Origin of the sequence: Desulfovibrio intestinalis, assembly GCF_014202345.1 — a bacterium.
Lineage (GTDB): Bacteria > Desulfobacterota > Desulfovibrionia > Desulfovibrionales > Desulfovibrionaceae > Desulfovibrio > Desulfovibrio intestinalis.
Window position 1 is genome coordinate 339,102 of the sequence record NZ_JACHGO010000003.1, and the last position, 15,085, is coordinate 354,186.

The 15,085-nt window shown below is 57.9% G+C and carries 13 protein-coding genes; 3 read left to right on the forward strand and 10 right to left on the reverse strand.

The window, feature by feature from the left end; genetic code table 11:
* Nucleotides 1-128: 128 nt before the first annotated feature.
* Nucleotides 129-569 (reverse strand): universal stress protein, encoded by a 441-nt coding sequence (locus HNQ38_RS06655; protein WP_183718668.1) that lies wholly within the window; start codon nt 567-569, stop codon nt 129-131.
* Between the two features lie 299 nt (nt 570-868).
* Between HNQ38_RS06655 and HNQ38_RS06660 the strand changes: the two genes are divergently transcribed.
* Complete coding sequence (locus HNQ38_RS06660) at nt 869-1,405, forward strand: hypothetical protein (protein WP_183718670.1); 537 nt, start codon at nt 869-871, stop codon at nt 1,403-1,405.
* A 333-nt stretch (nt 1,406-1,738) separates the two neighbouring features.
* Here the strand turns inward: HNQ38_RS06660 and HNQ38_RS06665 are convergent, their stop codons facing one another.
* The 3 genes from HNQ38_RS06665 to HNQ38_RS06675 form a co-directional block, all read right to left on the reverse strand.
* Nucleotides 1,739-2,341 carry a hypothetical protein gene (locus tag HNQ38_RS06665; RefSeq protein ID WP_183718671.1) on the reverse strand — a complete coding sequence of 201 codons (603 nt, stop codon included), beginning with the start codon at nt 2,339-2,341 and terminating at the stop codon, nt 1,739-1,741.
* A gap of 258 nt (nt 2,342-2,599) precedes the next feature.
* Entirely contained in the window at nt 2,600-2,806 is a 207-nt protein-coding gene (locus HNQ38_RS06670; protein ID WP_183718674.1) for a hypothetical protein, read from the reverse strand.
* Between the two features lie 63 nt (nt 2,807-2,869).
* On the reverse strand, nt 2,870-3,100 hold the full coding sequence (locus tag HNQ38_RS06675) for an SHOCT domain-containing protein (RefSeq protein ID WP_221277838.1): 231 nt from the start codon (nt 3,098-3,100) through the stop codon (nt 2,870-2,872).
* Nucleotides 3,101-3,405: 305 nt separating this feature from the next.
* Between HNQ38_RS06675 and HNQ38_RS06680 the strand changes: the two genes are divergently transcribed.
* Nucleotides 3,406-5,487: an ATP-binding protein gene (locus tag HNQ38_RS06680; protein WP_183718676.1), complete on the forward strand. Its 2,082-nt coding sequence runs from the start codon at nt 3,406-3,408 to the stop codon at nt 5,485-5,487.
* Between the two features lie 233 nt (nt 5,488-5,720).
* Entirely contained in the window at nt 5,721-7,082 is a 1,362-nt protein-coding gene (locus HNQ38_RS06685) for a sigma-54-dependent transcriptional regulator (protein ID WP_183718678.1), read from the forward strand.
* A gap of 377 nt (nt 7,083-7,459) precedes the next feature.
* Here HNQ38_RS06685 and HNQ38_RS06690 read toward each other — a convergent pair whose 3' ends face one another.
* The 6 genes from HNQ38_RS06690 to HNQ38_RS06715 are packed head-to-tail and all read right to left on the reverse strand — an operon-like array spanning nt 7,460 to nt 15,069.
* Nucleotides 7,460-8,224: an NADH-quinone oxidoreductase subunit B family protein gene (locus HNQ38_RS06690; protein WP_183718680.1), complete on the reverse strand. Its 765-nt coding sequence runs from the start codon at nt 8,222-8,224 to the stop codon at nt 7,460-7,462.
* Nucleotides 8,225-8,233: 9 nt separating this feature from the next.
* Nucleotides 8,234-9,946 carry a hydrogenase large subunit gene (locus HNQ38_RS06695; RefSeq protein WP_183718681.1) on the reverse strand — a complete coding sequence of 571 codons (1,713 nt, stop codon included), beginning with the start codon at nt 9,944-9,946 and terminating at the stop codon, nt 8,234-8,236.
* 9 nt (nt 9,947-9,955) lie between these two features.
* Entirely contained in the window at nt 9,956-11,449 is a 1,494-nt protein-coding gene (locus tag HNQ38_RS06700) for a proton-conducting transporter transmembrane domain-containing protein (protein WP_183718683.1), read from the reverse strand.
* Between the two features lie 5 nt (nt 11,450-11,454).
* The gene (locus tag HNQ38_RS06705; protein WP_183718685.1) at nt 11,455-12,078 is read right to left on the reverse strand and encodes a hydrogenase-4 component E; all 624 of its coding nucleotides are present in this window, start codon (nt 12,076-12,078) and stop codon (nt 11,455-11,457) included.
* A gap of 4 nt (nt 12,079-12,082) precedes the next feature.
* Nucleotides 12,083-13,024 (reverse strand): respiratory chain complex I subunit 1 family protein, encoded by a 942-nt coding sequence (locus HNQ38_RS06710; protein ID WP_183718687.1) that lies wholly within the window; start codon nt 13,022-13,024, stop codon nt 12,083-12,085.
* Nucleotides 13,021-15,069 carry a proton-conducting transporter transmembrane domain-containing protein gene (locus tag HNQ38_RS06715; protein WP_183718689.1) on the reverse strand — a complete coding sequence of 683 codons (2,049 nt, stop codon included), beginning with the start codon at nt 15,067-15,069 and terminating at the stop codon, nt 13,021-13,023. Before HNQ38_RS06715 ends, HNQ38_RS06710 begins: the two co-directional genes overlap by 4 nt.
* Between the last annotated feature and the right edge of the window lie 16 nt (nt 15,070-15,085).

Consider the following 15,085-nt stretch of genomic DNA (forward strand, 5'->3'; position numbering starts at 1 on the left):
TTGTATAGAGACACGGCCCTGATTGCTGTTTTGCCTGGGTACCCTGTTCCGCGTATGGGTCATATACTACCCGGCGAAAAGGTATGCCTTACATCACCGCCGTGGCAGGCGGGAGGGGCATGTAGTTTCTAGGAAGGACGTACGGTCAGTACGGGCATGTCGGCGTTTTTGACCACCTTTTCAGCAACGGAGCCGAAGAGGATTCTGTCAATGCCCTTGCGGCCATGCGTGCCCATAACAATGACGTCAGCTGATTCTTCCTTGGCATGCGCCAGGATTTCTTCAGCGGCATACCCGATGAGAACCTTGCCTGTGGCAGTTACGCCGGAAAAATTTTCGGCAACGAAAGATTCCATTGATTTTTCGGCACCAGAAACTATTTCGCCCACAAAGTTCTCAATGGTGTTGGGCGGCACATGAAAGCCAACATACTGGCTCAGCGAGGGTGCGGTGTATACAACCACGACGCTTGCGTTCAATCCCTTTGCAAGCAGCACGGCATATTCTGCAACATCCTTGCTGTGTTCGGAGAGGTCTACCGCGCAAAGAATCTTTTTGATTTCCTTCATGGCAAGCTCCTGTTCCCCGTGGGATGATAAGGTTAAAAAAGTACAGCCTGTGAATTACGTTCAGTTTGGCCGCCATGCAGGCGGGGTTGAGGCTGTTTCTCGTAATCTTTGTTAAATTCTAGGTTTTTTTACAGCAATAGACAAGGTCTTTTGCAGAGCATATGCTTGGGGCAAGGGAAAAAATTTCCCTTTCAAATGCACGGCAAGGTTATAAAATCAGGCAGTTGAGTAATATAGGGCCTTGGCAGGCTTTTTGCACAATATGGCGACAAATGCGGAACGCCAACCCTGGAGGCGACATGAAGATCAATAATGAGCAATTGGAAGCCCTGCTTCGCCAGCAGGAGCAGTCCTCCGGCACAGTCCGCAAGCCGGGCGGTCAGGGAGCAGGCTTTGAAGCCGCCTTGGCCGAACAATTGGGGTTTGGCGGCGTTGGGGCGTCTTCTACTGCCGAGGGCACGCCCTCTGTTGGCAGCATGCAGACGGCCCAGGCTTCCCAAGCGTCCATGATAAGCCAGATGCTGCTGGGCGCAACCGGTGAAGCTGACGAAACAAATCCCACTGAGGATGTGCTGCAGGATGCCTTCAATCAGGCTTCCGGCACATTGGATATGTGGGATTCTTACGTCAGCACTCTGGGTAGTGCCGGCAATAATGGTTCCCTGCGCCAAGCATATGCCCTTTTGCAGGGCATTGACGGCCAGGTTGCCTCACTGAAGGAAAACACTGCGGGCTTGCGCGGGCAAAATCCCGGCCTGGATACCCTGGTGAACAATCTGGAGGTGCTTGCCACCACAGAAAAGTTCAAATTCAACCGCGGGGACTATAACGTCTAGCTTTTCCTTGGCATCGCAATGCAAAAAAGCCGTGAACATCAGGGGTTCACGGCTTTTTTGGTTTGTGGGAGTGGAGTGTGAAGGGATTTGCGTGTCAATTCTTGCGTGTCAGGGTCTTCATGTTTGAATGGGCTCCGCCAGTCATTGGTGGGCTGGTATGTTCTGGCGGAGCCTTTCAGGGAACTTTTCTTCTGAGAGTGGCCTTCTCAGGATTGCTATGGGTTTGTTATTCCGGGCCAGTGCAGGCAAATTATGGCTGGTCCGGTTTGGCTTGGTCTGTTTGGGAGGGCGGCTGTTTTTACAGCCGCCCTTTTTTTGCTTGGGCTGGAAAAGTTAGTTCTTCTTGGCGTCAGCGGGCGCACTGGTTGTGGTCTGGTCCATCATGCCGTTCATGTGCTGGCCGTTACCGTGTATGCCGGGGCCACCGTGGCCGCCGTGGCCCTTGCCGCCCATCATGCCCTTGCCGCCCATGCCGGGGCAGTCCATGCCGCCCATACCACCCATCATGCCGCGGCCCATGCCGTGACCACCCATAAAGGGCACGCCCTTGTCCTGCATCTGCTTGCGCATGGCGCTGTCAAGCTGATACAGCTTGTTGTCCACGTCCTTCACGTCTTTCTGCAGGCTCAGGATTTTGGGGTCGTCTGCCTTCACACCCTGATAAAGAAGGGCATTGATTTCAGCCTGTTTGCCATACTTCTGCTGGAACAGAGGCTGCATCTTGGGGCCAAATTCCTGATGGATAGCCTGCATGGCGTTCATCTGCTCAGTGGTCATATTCATGTGCGGTCCCATGTGGGGGCCCATCTGGGAACCCATCTGGCCGCCCATCGGTCCCATGGGGGCTTGATCCTGGGCGCTGGCGATGCCAGCGGTGCCGAGCAGGGCTACAAGGGCGAGGGCCGCGGAGGTGGAAGCAAGTTTGGATCTTTTCATGGTGATGTCCTTTATGGGTTTCGGCAGAGGCCGAAGTTTTTTTGTTTGCGTTGAGGGCGTTGCCGCCATCAGGCGTCGTTACTGTGTCTGCAAGTGGGTAATATCGGGGGCCGTATATGCCGTTTCTGCCTTGCCAGCCCGACCCCCTAAGGCCGCTGCAGCCGGACAGTGACGCCGCTGTTGTGTGTATCTGCCAAGAACTTTTTTAAGGCGTCTCATGTGTTGTCCTTGGTTTTGCAGGGCGTCTGCAGCCGGGGCTTACCAGCCCATGTGATTTCCGCCGTGGGGTCCGTGGGGGCCGTGGGAGCCATTACCACCGTTGCCGTTGCCGTTGCCGCACCAGGGAGAGGCAGTTCCGGTGCTTGCGGCATTTTGGGCCTGGGCGGGCAGAGCGGTGAGGGCCAGGGCGAACACAAAGGCCAGGGATGCAATAAGCAGGGAAGGCTTGAGGGTAGAGGTTTTCATTACAGTCTCCTTTGTTCTATCTATATGTTAGGTGGTCTTGACCATTTCCAGTTGTCAGGAGGGTCAGATCACGTTTTTGAGCTTTTCGTATTCTTCCTGCGTTATTTCGCCGGAAGCAAGGCGGTGTTTCAAAATGTTCAGTGTATCCCGGCGGTCAAAGTTACAGGGTTTGCGGCTGAAAAGTCGGCATACAAAGTAAATAGCCAGAGCCAGTACCGCGACCGCAATAAGCATTCCTATCCAACCGCCGCCCCATCCGAATCCGAAGAAATCCATAAAATTGCAAGTATGCATATATCCTCCCGGTGAGGTCGGGCGCGCCCTGCATCCGGGCTGGGTGGCGCTGTCACCTGTTTGCGCGTTTTCGCGCTCTCTTGCCCCCTATAAGGCAAAGCGCGTGCCAAAGTTGTTCATTTTTTATAAATTAATGTTATATAAGGTTTTATTTTTATATGACACTATGAGGGCGTTATGTTGGAAAACGTAATTTGTCCGTTTTTTACCCAGGTTGCATTTCCTGTGTCCTATTTTTACCATCGGGCTTGACCCTCTGGGTAAAAAATACATAATACAGTCATCCCACTTCGTAAGGACGGCCCATGAAAAGCAGATTTTCGAGAGTATTTTCCGCCAGAGGATTAAGAGCCCTGCATTTGGGGCTTTCTCCCTGGATGGTTGTGGGCATGGCGATCATTCTTGGTCTGGCCATTTCAGCCCTGGCCGTGCGCAGCAACCAGCGCGGCAAAACCTATATGATACAGAACCTCATGGACCGGGCCGAGGCCCTTATATGGGCTCTGGAGGCTGGCGCCCGCACTGGCCTGTGCACGCCCCTGGGCACCCCGGACGGCTTGCAGTCACTGCTGACAGAAACAGCCAAACAGCCCGGCATTGTTTTTATGGCTGTGGCCGACAATGCAGGAGAAATACAGGCATACAGCGTGCCCTTGCGCATTCGCGAAAGAAACAGGGCCGGTGTCGACGCGCTTATACCGGGGCAAGGAGGCTCTGGCGGCAGCGGAACCAGCGCGCAGGTGCAGCAAGGTGAAAAGGCTCTGGCACTCATTATGCCTACCGGAGTGCAGGTGACGGAAAAGCCCGCGTGGCGTTTGCGTCAGTGGGGGGACAGAAAAGTTTTTGAGGTTTACCGGGCTTTTGTGCCTCTGGAAGACGACCGTCCCATTCCCATGCCCATGCCCATGCGTGGGCACGGACAGCATATGGGCCGAAACCGGGGGATGATGGGAACAGATATGCCGCACGGGCCCATGTCGCCCAGAAGAATGGACCCCTCGGAGCAGGCACAGCCAATGGGTGAAAATATGTATGGCGGCATGGGCGGTTTTCCGCCTGGTGTCAGACCGGGAGGCGGCGCTGAAGTCGCAGGGGGAGCCAGCGTATGGAGGCCTGCCCCTCTGCAGCCGGGGCAACCCAGGCAACAACAGGGCGTCGTTGTGGTCGGCCTTGATCTTAAACCCTTTGAGGCGGCCCTGGCAGCCGATTTGCGGTACAACATCATATCGGCCCTACTGGTGGCCGCCTTGGGGCTGGCTGGCTTTGTGTCCCTGTTTTGGGCGCATAACTACCGGCGCTCGCGCCGCATGCTGCGCGACTCGCGGGCGATGGCCTCGGAGGTAATGGCCAATCTGCCGCTGGGGCTTTTGACCAGCGATCCGTCAGGCAGAGTGGCCATGGTCAATGATATAGCCCTCGGCATGTTCGAACTCGACCGTGTTACGGCTGTGCACGCTCCGTTGACAGGGCTGCCCGGTCTGGACTGGACAGCCCTTGTGGCTGAACTTGCCGGAGGACGCAAGGTGCTTGAACGTGAATGCGTGCTCACCACCGGGCGCACGGGCGTTGTCATTAGCCTCAGCGCAGCCTCCATAAGCAATCAGGACGGGGTTTTTCTGGGTAATGTGTTCATTCTGCGTGACATTACCGAGGTCAAGCGTCTGCAGGCAGATGCGCAGCGCAATGACCGCCTGTCAGCCTTGGGGCATCTGGCTGCTGGTGTGGCGCACGAGGTGCGTAATCCCCTGAGCACCATCAAGGGCGTGGCTCTGTACATCGCCAAGCGCATGATGCCGGGTGGCCGTGAAGAGGAAGCCGCACAACGCATGATTGACGAAGTCGACAGACTGGACCGTGTGGTTTCCGAACTGCTGGAATTCGCCAGGCCGGGAGCCATCAATACGGCGGATGCCGACCTTGCCGAGGTCATCAGCCGTGCCCTGCGTCTGGCCGAGGCAGACGTGAGCGCCAGAAATATACAGGTCAGCCTTGAAGTGCCTTCCGGTTTACCCCCGGTGCGTGTCAATACCGAGCGCCTTACCCAGGCCCTGCTCAATCTTTTTCTCAACGCCGTACAGGCTATGGGCGAAGGCGGGCGGCTGCGTGTGGGTGCACGGCTGTCGCCGGACGGGCAAACTTTCAGCATCACTGTGGGCGACAATGGCCCCGGAATTCCGCGGGATATTCAGGCGGCCATTTTTACGCCGTATTTTACCACCAAGCCTTCGGGCACTGGCCTTGGCCTTGCTATTGTTTATCAGATCGTTGAAGGCCACGGCGGAAGCGTCAGCGTGAATTCATCACCGGGACAAGGCACTGAATTTATTCTTGTGCTTCCGGTGCGCGGCAAGGATGAAGCGATCCCGGCGGGCCTGCATCAGAAGTAGGGTATACTCACATTAAAAAAACTGGCCATTGAGTGAGCGCAGCTTCAGCCGTTGCTCCAAAAGATTCGGATGAAGCCAGTCCGGCTGCTTATTTGTGGGCTTAAATGCCGTGGTGAATGTGTTTTGAAGTTTGCGAATGCACCTTCTCAAGCTTGCTCTGCTTTAAATTCGGGGCACCGGGCCAAGGGCCCGGCGTCATTTGATATAAACCAAGACTATTGAGGAATACCTTCATGAGTGCAACTTCGGCTGTTAAACTGCTGGTGGTGGACGACGACCACAACCACCGCGAAATGTTGCGCGCCCTGCTTGAAGAGTGGGGCTATGATCTCGTCACTGTAGATAACGGCGAAGAAGCCGTGGCCTTGTGTCAGGAAAGCCCCTTTGACCTCATCCTTATGGACGTGCGCATGGGCGGCATGAGCGGTATCGAGGCCACACGCGCCATCAAGAGCTACAATCCGGCTATCCCGGTCTTGATTATGACTGCGTACTCCGACGTGGCCAACGCGGTAGAAGCCCTCAAGGCTGGCGCTTACGATTACCTTACTAAACCTTTGGCCTTTGACGCTCTCAAGCTGGCCCTGAAGCGTTCGCTGGATCACGCCAACCTGCGGGATGAAGTGCGCGCCTTGCGGCATGAGCTGGCTGCGAATGTTGATTCCCGCAATGTCATTGGTCAGAGCCCGGCCATGCGTCAGGTGCTTGGTCTGGTTTCAGCCATTGCGCCTTCCGAAGCTACTGTGCTCATCACTGGCGAGTCCGGCACGGGCAAAGAGGTCATCGCCAAGCTCATCCATGCCAACAGCAACAGGGGCAAGGGGCCGTATGTGGCGGTAAACTGTGCCGCTCTTTCGGAAACCCTGCTGGAATCCGAACTGTTTGGTCACGAAAAAGGAGCCTTTACCGGAGCGGAAAAGCGGCGTGAAGGGCGTTTTTTGGCGGCCAACAAGGGCACCATATTTCTGGATGAAATTGGCGAAATTCCCCTGTCTATGCAGGTCAAACTGCTGCGCGTCATTCAGGAGCGTGAGCTGCAACGTGTGGGCGGCGACCAGACGCTCAAGGTAGACGTGCGCATTTTGGCGGCTACAAACAAGGATCTGGCTCTTGAGGTAGAAGAGGGACGTTTTCGGCAGGACCTTTACTATCGGCTCAATGTGGTTTCCTTGCAGCTGCCGCCCCTGCGCGAGCGGCACGAAGATATTCCCCTGCTGGCTATGCATTTCATGAAGATTTTTGCAGAGCGCAACGGCAAGATGGTCAAGGGGTTCACCCCTGCGGCTATGGACCGCCTTGTCAAACATACCTGGCCCGGCAACGTGCGCGAGCTGGAAAATGCCGTGGAACGGGCCGTTGTGCTGCTGGTGGGCGAATATATCAGCGAGCGTGAATTGCCGCCCACCATTGCCGAAGCCGAAGAAGAAAGCCCGCGTCCGTCACGGCTGGATTTTGCCAACATGACGCTGGATGAAATTGAACGTCTGGCCGTGCAGGATACCCTTGAACAGGTCGGCGGCAATAAAAGTGAAGCCGCGCGCCGCTTGGGCATCAACCGCAAAACCCTGCTGGCAAAATTGGGCGACGGGAAGTAGGGCAAGGTATGGTGTGGCAAGCGCCGCAGTGAACGCCTTGGGCACTTTGAAGGCTGTATCCGCAAAGTTCGTCTGCGTTAATTAGCTCTGGAATGTTTTGGCCTTGCAGCAGCGTAGGAAGTGCTTTTTCGACCAGGGTCGCTTCCTGGAAAATCCCGTTTCAGGGCAGGAAAATTCCTGCAAAAGGTTGAAACAGGATATGCCGTCTTGGTGGGGTGTTTTCAGCGAAGAGTCCCGCGCCGCAAGGGTTGACGCTGCGCTTGCGCCTCCACGGCGGGTGTCTGCTCTTGCAGCCACCTGAGCATTTTGACTTTGAAATTCTCTATAAGGCGGATCATGCTCTTTGAGGTGATCCGCCTGTTTTTTGCGGCGGGCTGTTACTTTTTCAGTGCCAGCAAACCGTCAAGTATGGTCCAGGGATTAGGCGGGCAGCCCGGCACAAAAAGATCTACGGCCAAAATATCCGTAATGCCGTTATTGCACTGTGCTCCGTCGCGGAAAAGCCCGCCCGATATGGCGCAGGCGCCTACCGCTACCACCAGACGCGGTTCGGGCATGGCATTGTAGGTATCTAGGACGGCCAAACGCATATTTTCAGAAACAGGCCCGGTCACCACAACGCCGTCGGCATGGCGCGGCGAGGCGACAAAATCAATGCCAAATTTCGGCAGGTCGTAAACAAGGGTGCCGAGCACATTGCAGTCGGCCTCACAGGCTGCGCAACCCGCAGCACTGATCTGGCGAAGCTTGAGCGAGCGCCGGAAGATGGAAAATTCGCCGGGCACGGTTGGTGTGGTCTCATGTGGCGCAGGCTGCCCCGGAACTACCAGCAAGTCTTCACGCTTGAAGGCAGCCATGCGGTGCTCACCCGTGAAAGCTATAGCCTGCTTGGGGCAGGCGGCGCGGCAGGCTCCGCAAAAGGTGCAGCGTCCCATGTCCAGTGTGGGCGTGCTGTGCGGCGCGCCTTCAATGGGCAGCAAGGCCCCTGTGGGGCAGGCAGCGTAGCAGGCGCGGCAGTCGCCGCAGTCAACGGGCGTGAGGCTGGGCCTGCCCATAAAACGGGGTGACAGCGTGGGCTGCTTACGGGGATAGTCCAGAGTATGGTACTTCTGGTGAATGCGTTCCTTGATAATGCGCAGCATGTCAAAACCTCACAGGTCATGCCCGCAATAAGAGAGATTGAAACTCTTGTTGCAGAGGGGAAAGTCTGAAATCTGGTTGCCGCGCAGGGCTATGGCCAGTCCCGTCCAGTTGTGGAAGGAGGGATCTATTGCCTTGTAGACCAGCAAGCGGCCTTGCGAATCGGTGACAGACACATGGCAGACTTCGCCACGCCAGCCTTCCACCTGGGCAACGGCAAGCGTGTGCGGCGGCAGGTCTGTAAAATCGCGGGGTGTGCCAGAAATTTTTTCTGGCGCAGCGGTGGGCGGATTCGTCTGATGGTCTGCTGGCGCGTCGGAAGTTGCGTCTACCTGTGCTGACAGGGCAGACAAGCGGGCGAGGTCAAGTTCCAGCAGGCGCAGGCTGTCGTCCAGTTCGCGGCTGCGCACTTTGGCGCGGGCCATGACGTCGCCTGTAATTTCCAGCCGGGGGGCGCATCCCTCACAGGGCAAATTGCTGAGCGGCGCGTGAAAGCGGGCGTCCACATCCAGACCGCAGGCGCGTGCGGGCACTCCGACCGTGTTCAGTTGGCGGGCGGTGCCAGTTTCAAGTACGCCGATGTCCACAAGGCGGTCGCGCACTGTCACGGCTTCCAGCATGACATCTACTGCTCCGCGCACATCCTGCCAGGCGGCCCGCGCCCGGTTGAGCAGGTTTGCGCTCTCCAGCGGATCAAGGTCGTATGCCACGCCGCCGGGGCGCAGCAGGCCGCGCCCGAAGCGATTGCCGCACAGGCTGGCGGTCATGTTCAAAAAATCTCCACGAATACGGCCATTCCAGGACGACGTGGGCAAAAAGCCCGCATCTCCGGCAAGGGCCCCAAGGTCGCCCGTGTGGTTGGCCAGACGTTCCAGCTCCAGACCAATACGTCGCAGCAACTGGGCGCGTTCGCCGGGCTCATGCCCCGTCATGCGCTCAAGCAGCACGCAATGGGCCGTGGCGTGGGCAACGGTACTGTCTCCAGCGGCGCATTCCAGCAGGTGAAGACGGCGGGCGGCGGGGCCATATACAAGCATGTCTTCCAGCCCGCGGTGCTGGTAGCCCAGGGCAACTTCCAGATGCAGCACATTTTCGCCATAGCATTGAAAGCGGAAATGTCCCGGTTCGATGATGCCTGCGTGTACCGGGCCTACGGCCACCTCGTGCACCTCCGCCCCTTCAACTCGGTAAAAGGGATAGGGTTGGGCGGTGGGCTGCGGCGAGGGCTGGGACGTTGCCGCATTTTCCGTTGCAGGGGCGGTTGGCAGGCCTTCAGCCGAAGGGCTGGCCTCACCGTCAGCTGCGGCGGTTGCCGCATTGCGGGCTTGGGCCTCTGCGCTGTCAGGCGTGCGCCGTACGCTTTTGAGCCAGGGGTGATCTACTGGTTCCACACCCCACTGTTCATAAATTTCGCGCTCAAAGTAGTGCATCTGGGGTAAATCGGGCGTCAGCGACATGAAGGCCGTCACCGCATTCGTACAGCGGGCCATGAGGCGGCGTATGCCGTCATGGGCCAGCACGCAGCACAAAACAATGGGCACGGGCCGCGTGGGTGCAATGCCCGCGTCGCGCTGCGCATCCACGGTTTTTTCTTCCGGTATGCCGAAAAAAGCCAAGACGCGCCAGCCGCCAGCCAGGGCATGACGGATATGCTCGCGCAGTTCCGCCACGGAAAAGCGCGTTACTTTTTTCAGATCAACCGCCTCGCGGTAGTCGAACGACATGATATCCTCCTAACCACCTATGAGGGCTGCGGCCTGCCCCAAGAAATTCCACAGCCAGTCCGGTATCCACAAACCAAGGGTAAGAACGGCTACCCCCAGAATCAGGGGCGGCAGCACGCTCAGCAGGGGCTCTTTTTGGTTTTGCGGCATATCCACGGGGCGATTGCCCTGCACCATGCGCAGCACTGCTACGGAAAGGCCGACAAAAATTACAGCAAGGGCAAGCAGATAGGTTGTGGCAATCAGAGGAGAATCTGCTGCCAGCATGCCCTTGAAGATAATGAATTCACTGATGAAGATGCCGAAGGGAGGCGAACCGGCTACGGCCAGAAAACCAGCCATCCACAAGGCCCCGGTCACGGGCATGGTCCAGCGCATGCCCCGGATGTCATAGCTTGAAAACGTATGGTAGCGGGCCAGAATATTGCCGGAAAGCAAAAAGAGCATGCACTTGGTCAGCGAGTGGCAAACGGCATGCAGCATGGCCCCTGATACGGCCAGCCCGCCCACGCCCACGCCAAGAGCCAGTATGCCCATGTGTTCGACGCTGGAGTATGCCAGCATGCGTTTGTAATGGCCCTGCCCCACAATAAAGATGGCCGCTGTAATAAGCGACAGCAGACCGAAAAAGCTGAGCAACCCGCCGCTGAATCCGCCAAGTCCGGCGGCCAGCATGATCTGGTGACCGCGCAGGATGCCAAGCATGGCGCAGTTGAGCAGCGCGCCGGAAAGCAGTGCAGAAACAAGGGAGGGAGCCTGACTGTGCGCGTCGGGCAGCCAGTTGTGCAACGGGGCCAGACCCATTTTGGTGCCGTAACCCACAAGCAAGAAGATAAAGGCCGCTTTGAGCCACGTTTCTTCCGCAGCCCGGGCATGGCTGACAAACCAGCCTAGCTGGTCCATGCCTTCCACCATAGCTTCCATACCTTCAGGCGTATAAAAAGCCACGGAAAGCAGAATGTTGCCCACCATGGCCAGAGCAATACCCACAGAGCAGATGATGAGATATTTCCATGTGGCTTCAAGGGAACGCTGATGTCTGTGAAAATATATGAGGGGCGCGCTGGAAAGCGTGGTGCCTTCTATGCCCACCCACAAAGCGCCCAGATGGGGAGTGGTGGTCACAAGCGTTATGGATGAAAGAAAAAAGCAAAGGCACGCGGCCAGACGGCGTTGCGGCGCGTTGGTAAAACCGGGGCCGCCGTGAATATCTGCGTGAACTTCCAGCCGGTCTTCTTCACGCAGGTAGTAGACTGCGTAAACAGAAGCCGCCATAAAAAGAAGGCTGGCAAGCATGAGAAAAAGCGTGCCTAGCGGGTCGGGAGCCAGCAGGCCGCTCAGGGCTTTGGGTTCGGCTCCTGTGGCAACGGCATGCGTTGTCCAGGCGGCCAAAATCACATGCCCAAGAGCCGTCAGAGGCAGAAGAACCCGGCACATGGCCTTGGTGCCGAGCAGGATGATACACCCCGCACCCAGCGGAAGAAAAAGCAATGCTTCCAGCATGTCCATCAGTCCCTGAGGCTGCGAAAACGGCCCACGTCAATGGATTCAAAGGTGTTGCCGATATGGTTGATGGCAATGCCCATAACAAAAACAGCCACAAACACGTCCAGCAGCAGGGCCAGTTCAAACCACATGGTACCCGCAGTCATGAGGGGCATGCCCAGCAGAAAAATTCCGTTTTCAGCCATCAGGTACCCGATGACCTGAGACAGGGCCGTTGTGCGCCCTACCACCAGAATGAGCCCGCAAAAAAGGGTCGTCAGGGCCGTGGGCAGCAGCTGCGGCGGAAAGAGGGCGGGCAAATTCACCAGGCGCGCTTCAAGCCACAGGGAAAGCACAAGGCCGCCCATGCCAGCCAGTACCCCCACTGCCACATGCAGGCGGGGCTTCATGCGCTGGTGCGAATGCAACCGCTTGCGGGTACGCCAGAGCAGACTGGGCAGAAGAGCGCCCTTGATAAGCAGCACAGCTCCGGCCAACAGGGCATGTTCCAGACTCAGCAGCATGCCCGCCAGCAGTATGCCCTGAAAGGCGGTCAGGCGTATGAGCCACATGAGCCGTGTTGTACCCAGCATGAGCAGGTTGTTCAGCATGAGCATAAACAGGCAGCTTTGCAGTGCGGATTCCATGCCTCTACCTCGCCTGGGTCAGGATAAGGGCCAGGGCTGCCATAGCCGATGCGCCGCCAAGCAGGTAGGGCACACGGTCCATACGCAGGCGGGCCATGACGGATTCCACAATGCCCACAATGACTGCCAGCAACAGTACAATGACAACACGCAGCCCGGCCTGTTGCCACAGGGGCAGGGCGGGCGTCAGCAGGCCTGCGATAAGCGCGGCGAAAAACCACAGCTTGAGAGCCGCGCCATAGACGATCATGGCCAGATTTGGGCCAGAGTGGTCCAGTACCATAGCCTCGTGGATCATTGTCAGTTCCAGATGCGTATTGGGATCGTCCACAGGAATACGGCAGTTTTCAACCAGCAGCAGAATGAACAAAATGCAGGGCAGAAGCAGCAACTCTGCCCGGCCCGTAAGCCATGCTCCCGCGATTTGCCCGCCAAACAGGGACGAAAGCGAAAACGCCGTGTACGGGCTGTGTCCCATATCCAGAGTCACACTGGTAAGCACAAGAAGAATCAGAAAAAAAAGAGGCTCTGCCAGGGCGGAAAACGTGGCTTCGCGGCTTGCGCCCATACCTTCAAAGGCGGCGCCTGTGTCCAGAGCTGACAGCATGATGGCAAAGCGCCCCATGCCAAGCAGATACGCCGCCAGAATGAAGTCCCCGGTGAAGGCCAGGGGCGAGGTTGCGCCGCCCAGAGGCAACAGGGCTATGGCGCATAAAGTTGTCGCCAGGGATATGGCGGGGCCGCAGGCAAAAACCCAGGTGGTGGTGCGGCTGATGACCTCGCCTTTGCGCATGAGCTTGGCAAGATCATAGTAGGTTTGCAGTATGGGTTTGCCGTGCCTGCCCGCAAATTTGGCCTTTACCCTGTTGATGATGCCGGGCAGCAGAGGCGCAAGCACAAGGGCCAGCACAAACTGCACAAAATAAACGATTATGCTCTGTTTCATGCGCTCAACCCCCATATAAGCAGGCCCACAACAGTGGCCAGGATATACAGGATGTAGAGGTGAATCTTGCCGTGCTGGATAATTTTGCAGGCATTGCACACGCGCTCTATGCCCTCGAACAGCGGGGTGTAAAAGCCGTTACGCAGGCGGTCAGGCGCGGTGACGCTGGCAGTGGCCCTTTCGGGAAACAGCCGGGAATCCAGATCCAGACGCACCTTAAGGCCCATGCCCGGCGCAAATACTTTGCCCAGCGGCTCTGAAAATCCGGCGTCAGTATATTGAATGCGGGGGCTTCCACCCTGATAGCCACAGCTCCATGTAGGCATGGAAGCAACCTTGCGCCGCTTGAGCATCCGCTTGCGCAGAATGATTCCAGCCAGAGAAAGCCCAAGGGCAATGGAACCCACAAGAGAGACCATAGCCAGGCTGGTGCGTGCATGCTCCTGCCCCATGGCGGCTCCCGCCTGCATGTCGTTGGGCATGGGCAGGGCGGCAAGGCCCGTCATGGAGGCCAGATCAAAAAAGGCCGGGGCAGCCAGTCCTCCAGCTATGCAGACCATGACCAGCAGCGCCAGAGGCCAGAGTATTTTCCAGCCCAGGGGGCGGGCATTGGCTGCAAAGCCCGTGCGGGGTTCCCCCAGAAAGGTGATGCCGTAGGCCTTGGTGTAGAGGGCGATGGCAAGGCCGCTGATAAGAGCCAGACCCGCCAGCGCCAGCAACAGGCCCACCTGCCGCTCCAGACCGGGAAGATTGGGGCCGTCAAGAAACGAGAGCGCCAGCACAAGCTCGCTGGCAAATCCGCTCAGGGGCGGCAGGCAGGCAATGGACGCCACCCCGATAGCAAAAAAAGCCCCCAGCAGAGGCAGGCGTTTCTGTAATCCGCCCAGCAGTTCCATACGCACGGTGCCCGTGGCGTACAGCACTTCGCCAGCGCACAGAAATAGCAACCCCTTGAATCCTGCGTGGTTCAGCATATGCATGAGGCAACCCGCCATACCGAGGGTCGCTATCCAGGCGTTGCCGCACGACAGGCCGATGAGGCCCGCGCCCAGACCCATAAATATGAGCCCCATATTTTCAACGCTGGAGTATGCCAGCAGGCGCTTGAGGTTGCTCTGCCCCAGAGCTTTCAGAATTCCAACAACGCCCGTGCCCAGGCCGATCAACAGCAAGGCCCATCCCCACCATTCGGGCGCTGTGCCAGGCGGAGCCAGCAGGCCAAGGCTGCGTATGATGCCATAAGGGCCAGCGTTGATCATTGCCCCCGAAAGCAGGGCCGACACATGTATGGGCGCAGCCGGATAAGCCTCCGGCAGCCATACATGCGTTGGGCCAAGGCCCACCTTGGCCCCGAAACCCAGAACCGCCAGCACAAAAAGGGCGGTCAGCACGCCGGGGCCTGCGTCGCGCACAACCCCCTGCATGACAGCGCCGCCTTGCAGTACTTCAAGAGACGTTGTTCCCGTGCTTTGCCAAAGCAAAACAAAGAAGGCCATGAGGGCAACGGCACCCAGATGGGCTGCCACAAGGTAGACCCACGAAGCGTCGCGCACCTGACGGTCGCCGTCGTAAAAATCAATGAGAAAAAAGGGCGCAAGGGACATGAGTTCCCAGGACAGCATGAAAAACACGGCGTCGCGGGCAGCCATGACAAGGGTCAAACCCAGAAGCAGCAGCAGGTAGAAGAACCAGTGCGCCGCCAGATTGTGCTCCTGCGGCCGTTCGTGGCGCAGGGCCATGCCGCCGGATATGGAGCACACCAGTCCCAGGCCGAATACGGGCAGCAAAAAGATGCGGCTCAGGGGGTCAAGCCCCAGGGTACAAGCCCCTATGGGCAGTCCCCAGGGCAGACTCAACGAAACCGTTTCGCTCCACGGAGAAAATGCCAGCGCGCACAACCCTGCCAGACAACCTGCTGTGGCTCCGCAGGAGCCCAGCAGGTTGGCAGCCCGTCCGCTGCCAGCCGTTGGCGGCAGTAGAGCCAGCAGTGCCGTGGCGGCGGACGTGGCCGTCAGAATGAGCAGGGTTATGATAAAGAGCGTCATGGCATTCGGGGTTATG

Bases quoted from the DNA above. Each gene is read 5' to 3' on its own strand.
- HNQ38_RS06670 (WP_183718674.1), bottom strand. From the start codon at position 2,806: ATGAAAACCTCTACCCTCAAGCCTTCCCTGCTTATTGCATCCCTGGCC.
- HNQ38_RS06700 (WP_183718683.1), bottom strand. From the start codon at position 11,449: ATGCTGGAAGCATTGCTTTTTCTTCCGCTGGGTGCGGGGTGTATCATC.
- HNQ38_RS06715 (WP_183718689.1), bottom strand. From the start codon at position 15,069: ATGACGCTCTTTATCATAACCCTGCTCATTCTGACGGCCACGTCCGCC.
- HNQ38_RS06690 (WP_183718680.1), bottom strand. From the start codon at position 8,224: ATGCTGCGCATTATCAAGGAACGCATTCACCAGAAGTACCATACTCTG.
- HNQ38_RS06665 (WP_183718671.1), bottom strand. From the start codon at position 2,341: ATGAAAAGATCCAAACTTGCTTCCACCTCCGCGGCCCTCGCCCTTGTA.
- HNQ38_RS06705 (WP_183718685.1), bottom strand. From the start codon at position 12,078: ATGGAATCCGCACTGCAAAGCTGCCTGTTTATGCTCATGCTGAACAAC.
- HNQ38_RS06710 (WP_183718687.1), bottom strand. From the start codon at position 13,024: ATGAAACAGAGCATAATCGTTTATTTTGTGCAGTTTGTGCTGGCCCTT.
- HNQ38_RS06695 (WP_183718681.1), bottom strand. From the start codon at position 9,946: ATGTCGTTCGACTACCGCGAGGCGGTTGATCTGAAAAAAGTAACGCGC.
- HNQ38_RS06675 (WP_221277838.1), bottom strand. From the start codon at position 3,100: ATGCATACTTGCAATTTTATGGATTTCTTCGGATTCGGATGGGGCGGC.
- HNQ38_RS06655 (WP_183718668.1), bottom strand. From the start codon at position 569: ATGAAGGAAATCAAAAAGATTCTTTGCGCGGTAGACCTCTCCGAACAC.
- HNQ38_RS06685 (WP_183718678.1), top strand. From the start codon at position 5,721: ATGAGTGCAACTTCGGCTGTTAAACTGCTGGTGGTGGACGACGACCAC.
- HNQ38_RS06660 (WP_183718670.1), top strand. From the start codon at position 869: ATGAAGATCAATAATGAGCAATTGGAAGCCCTGCTTCGCCAGCAGGAG.
- HNQ38_RS06680 (WP_183718676.1), top strand. From the start codon at position 3,406: ATGAAAAGCAGATTTTCGAGAGTATTTTCCGCCAGAGGATTAAGAGCC.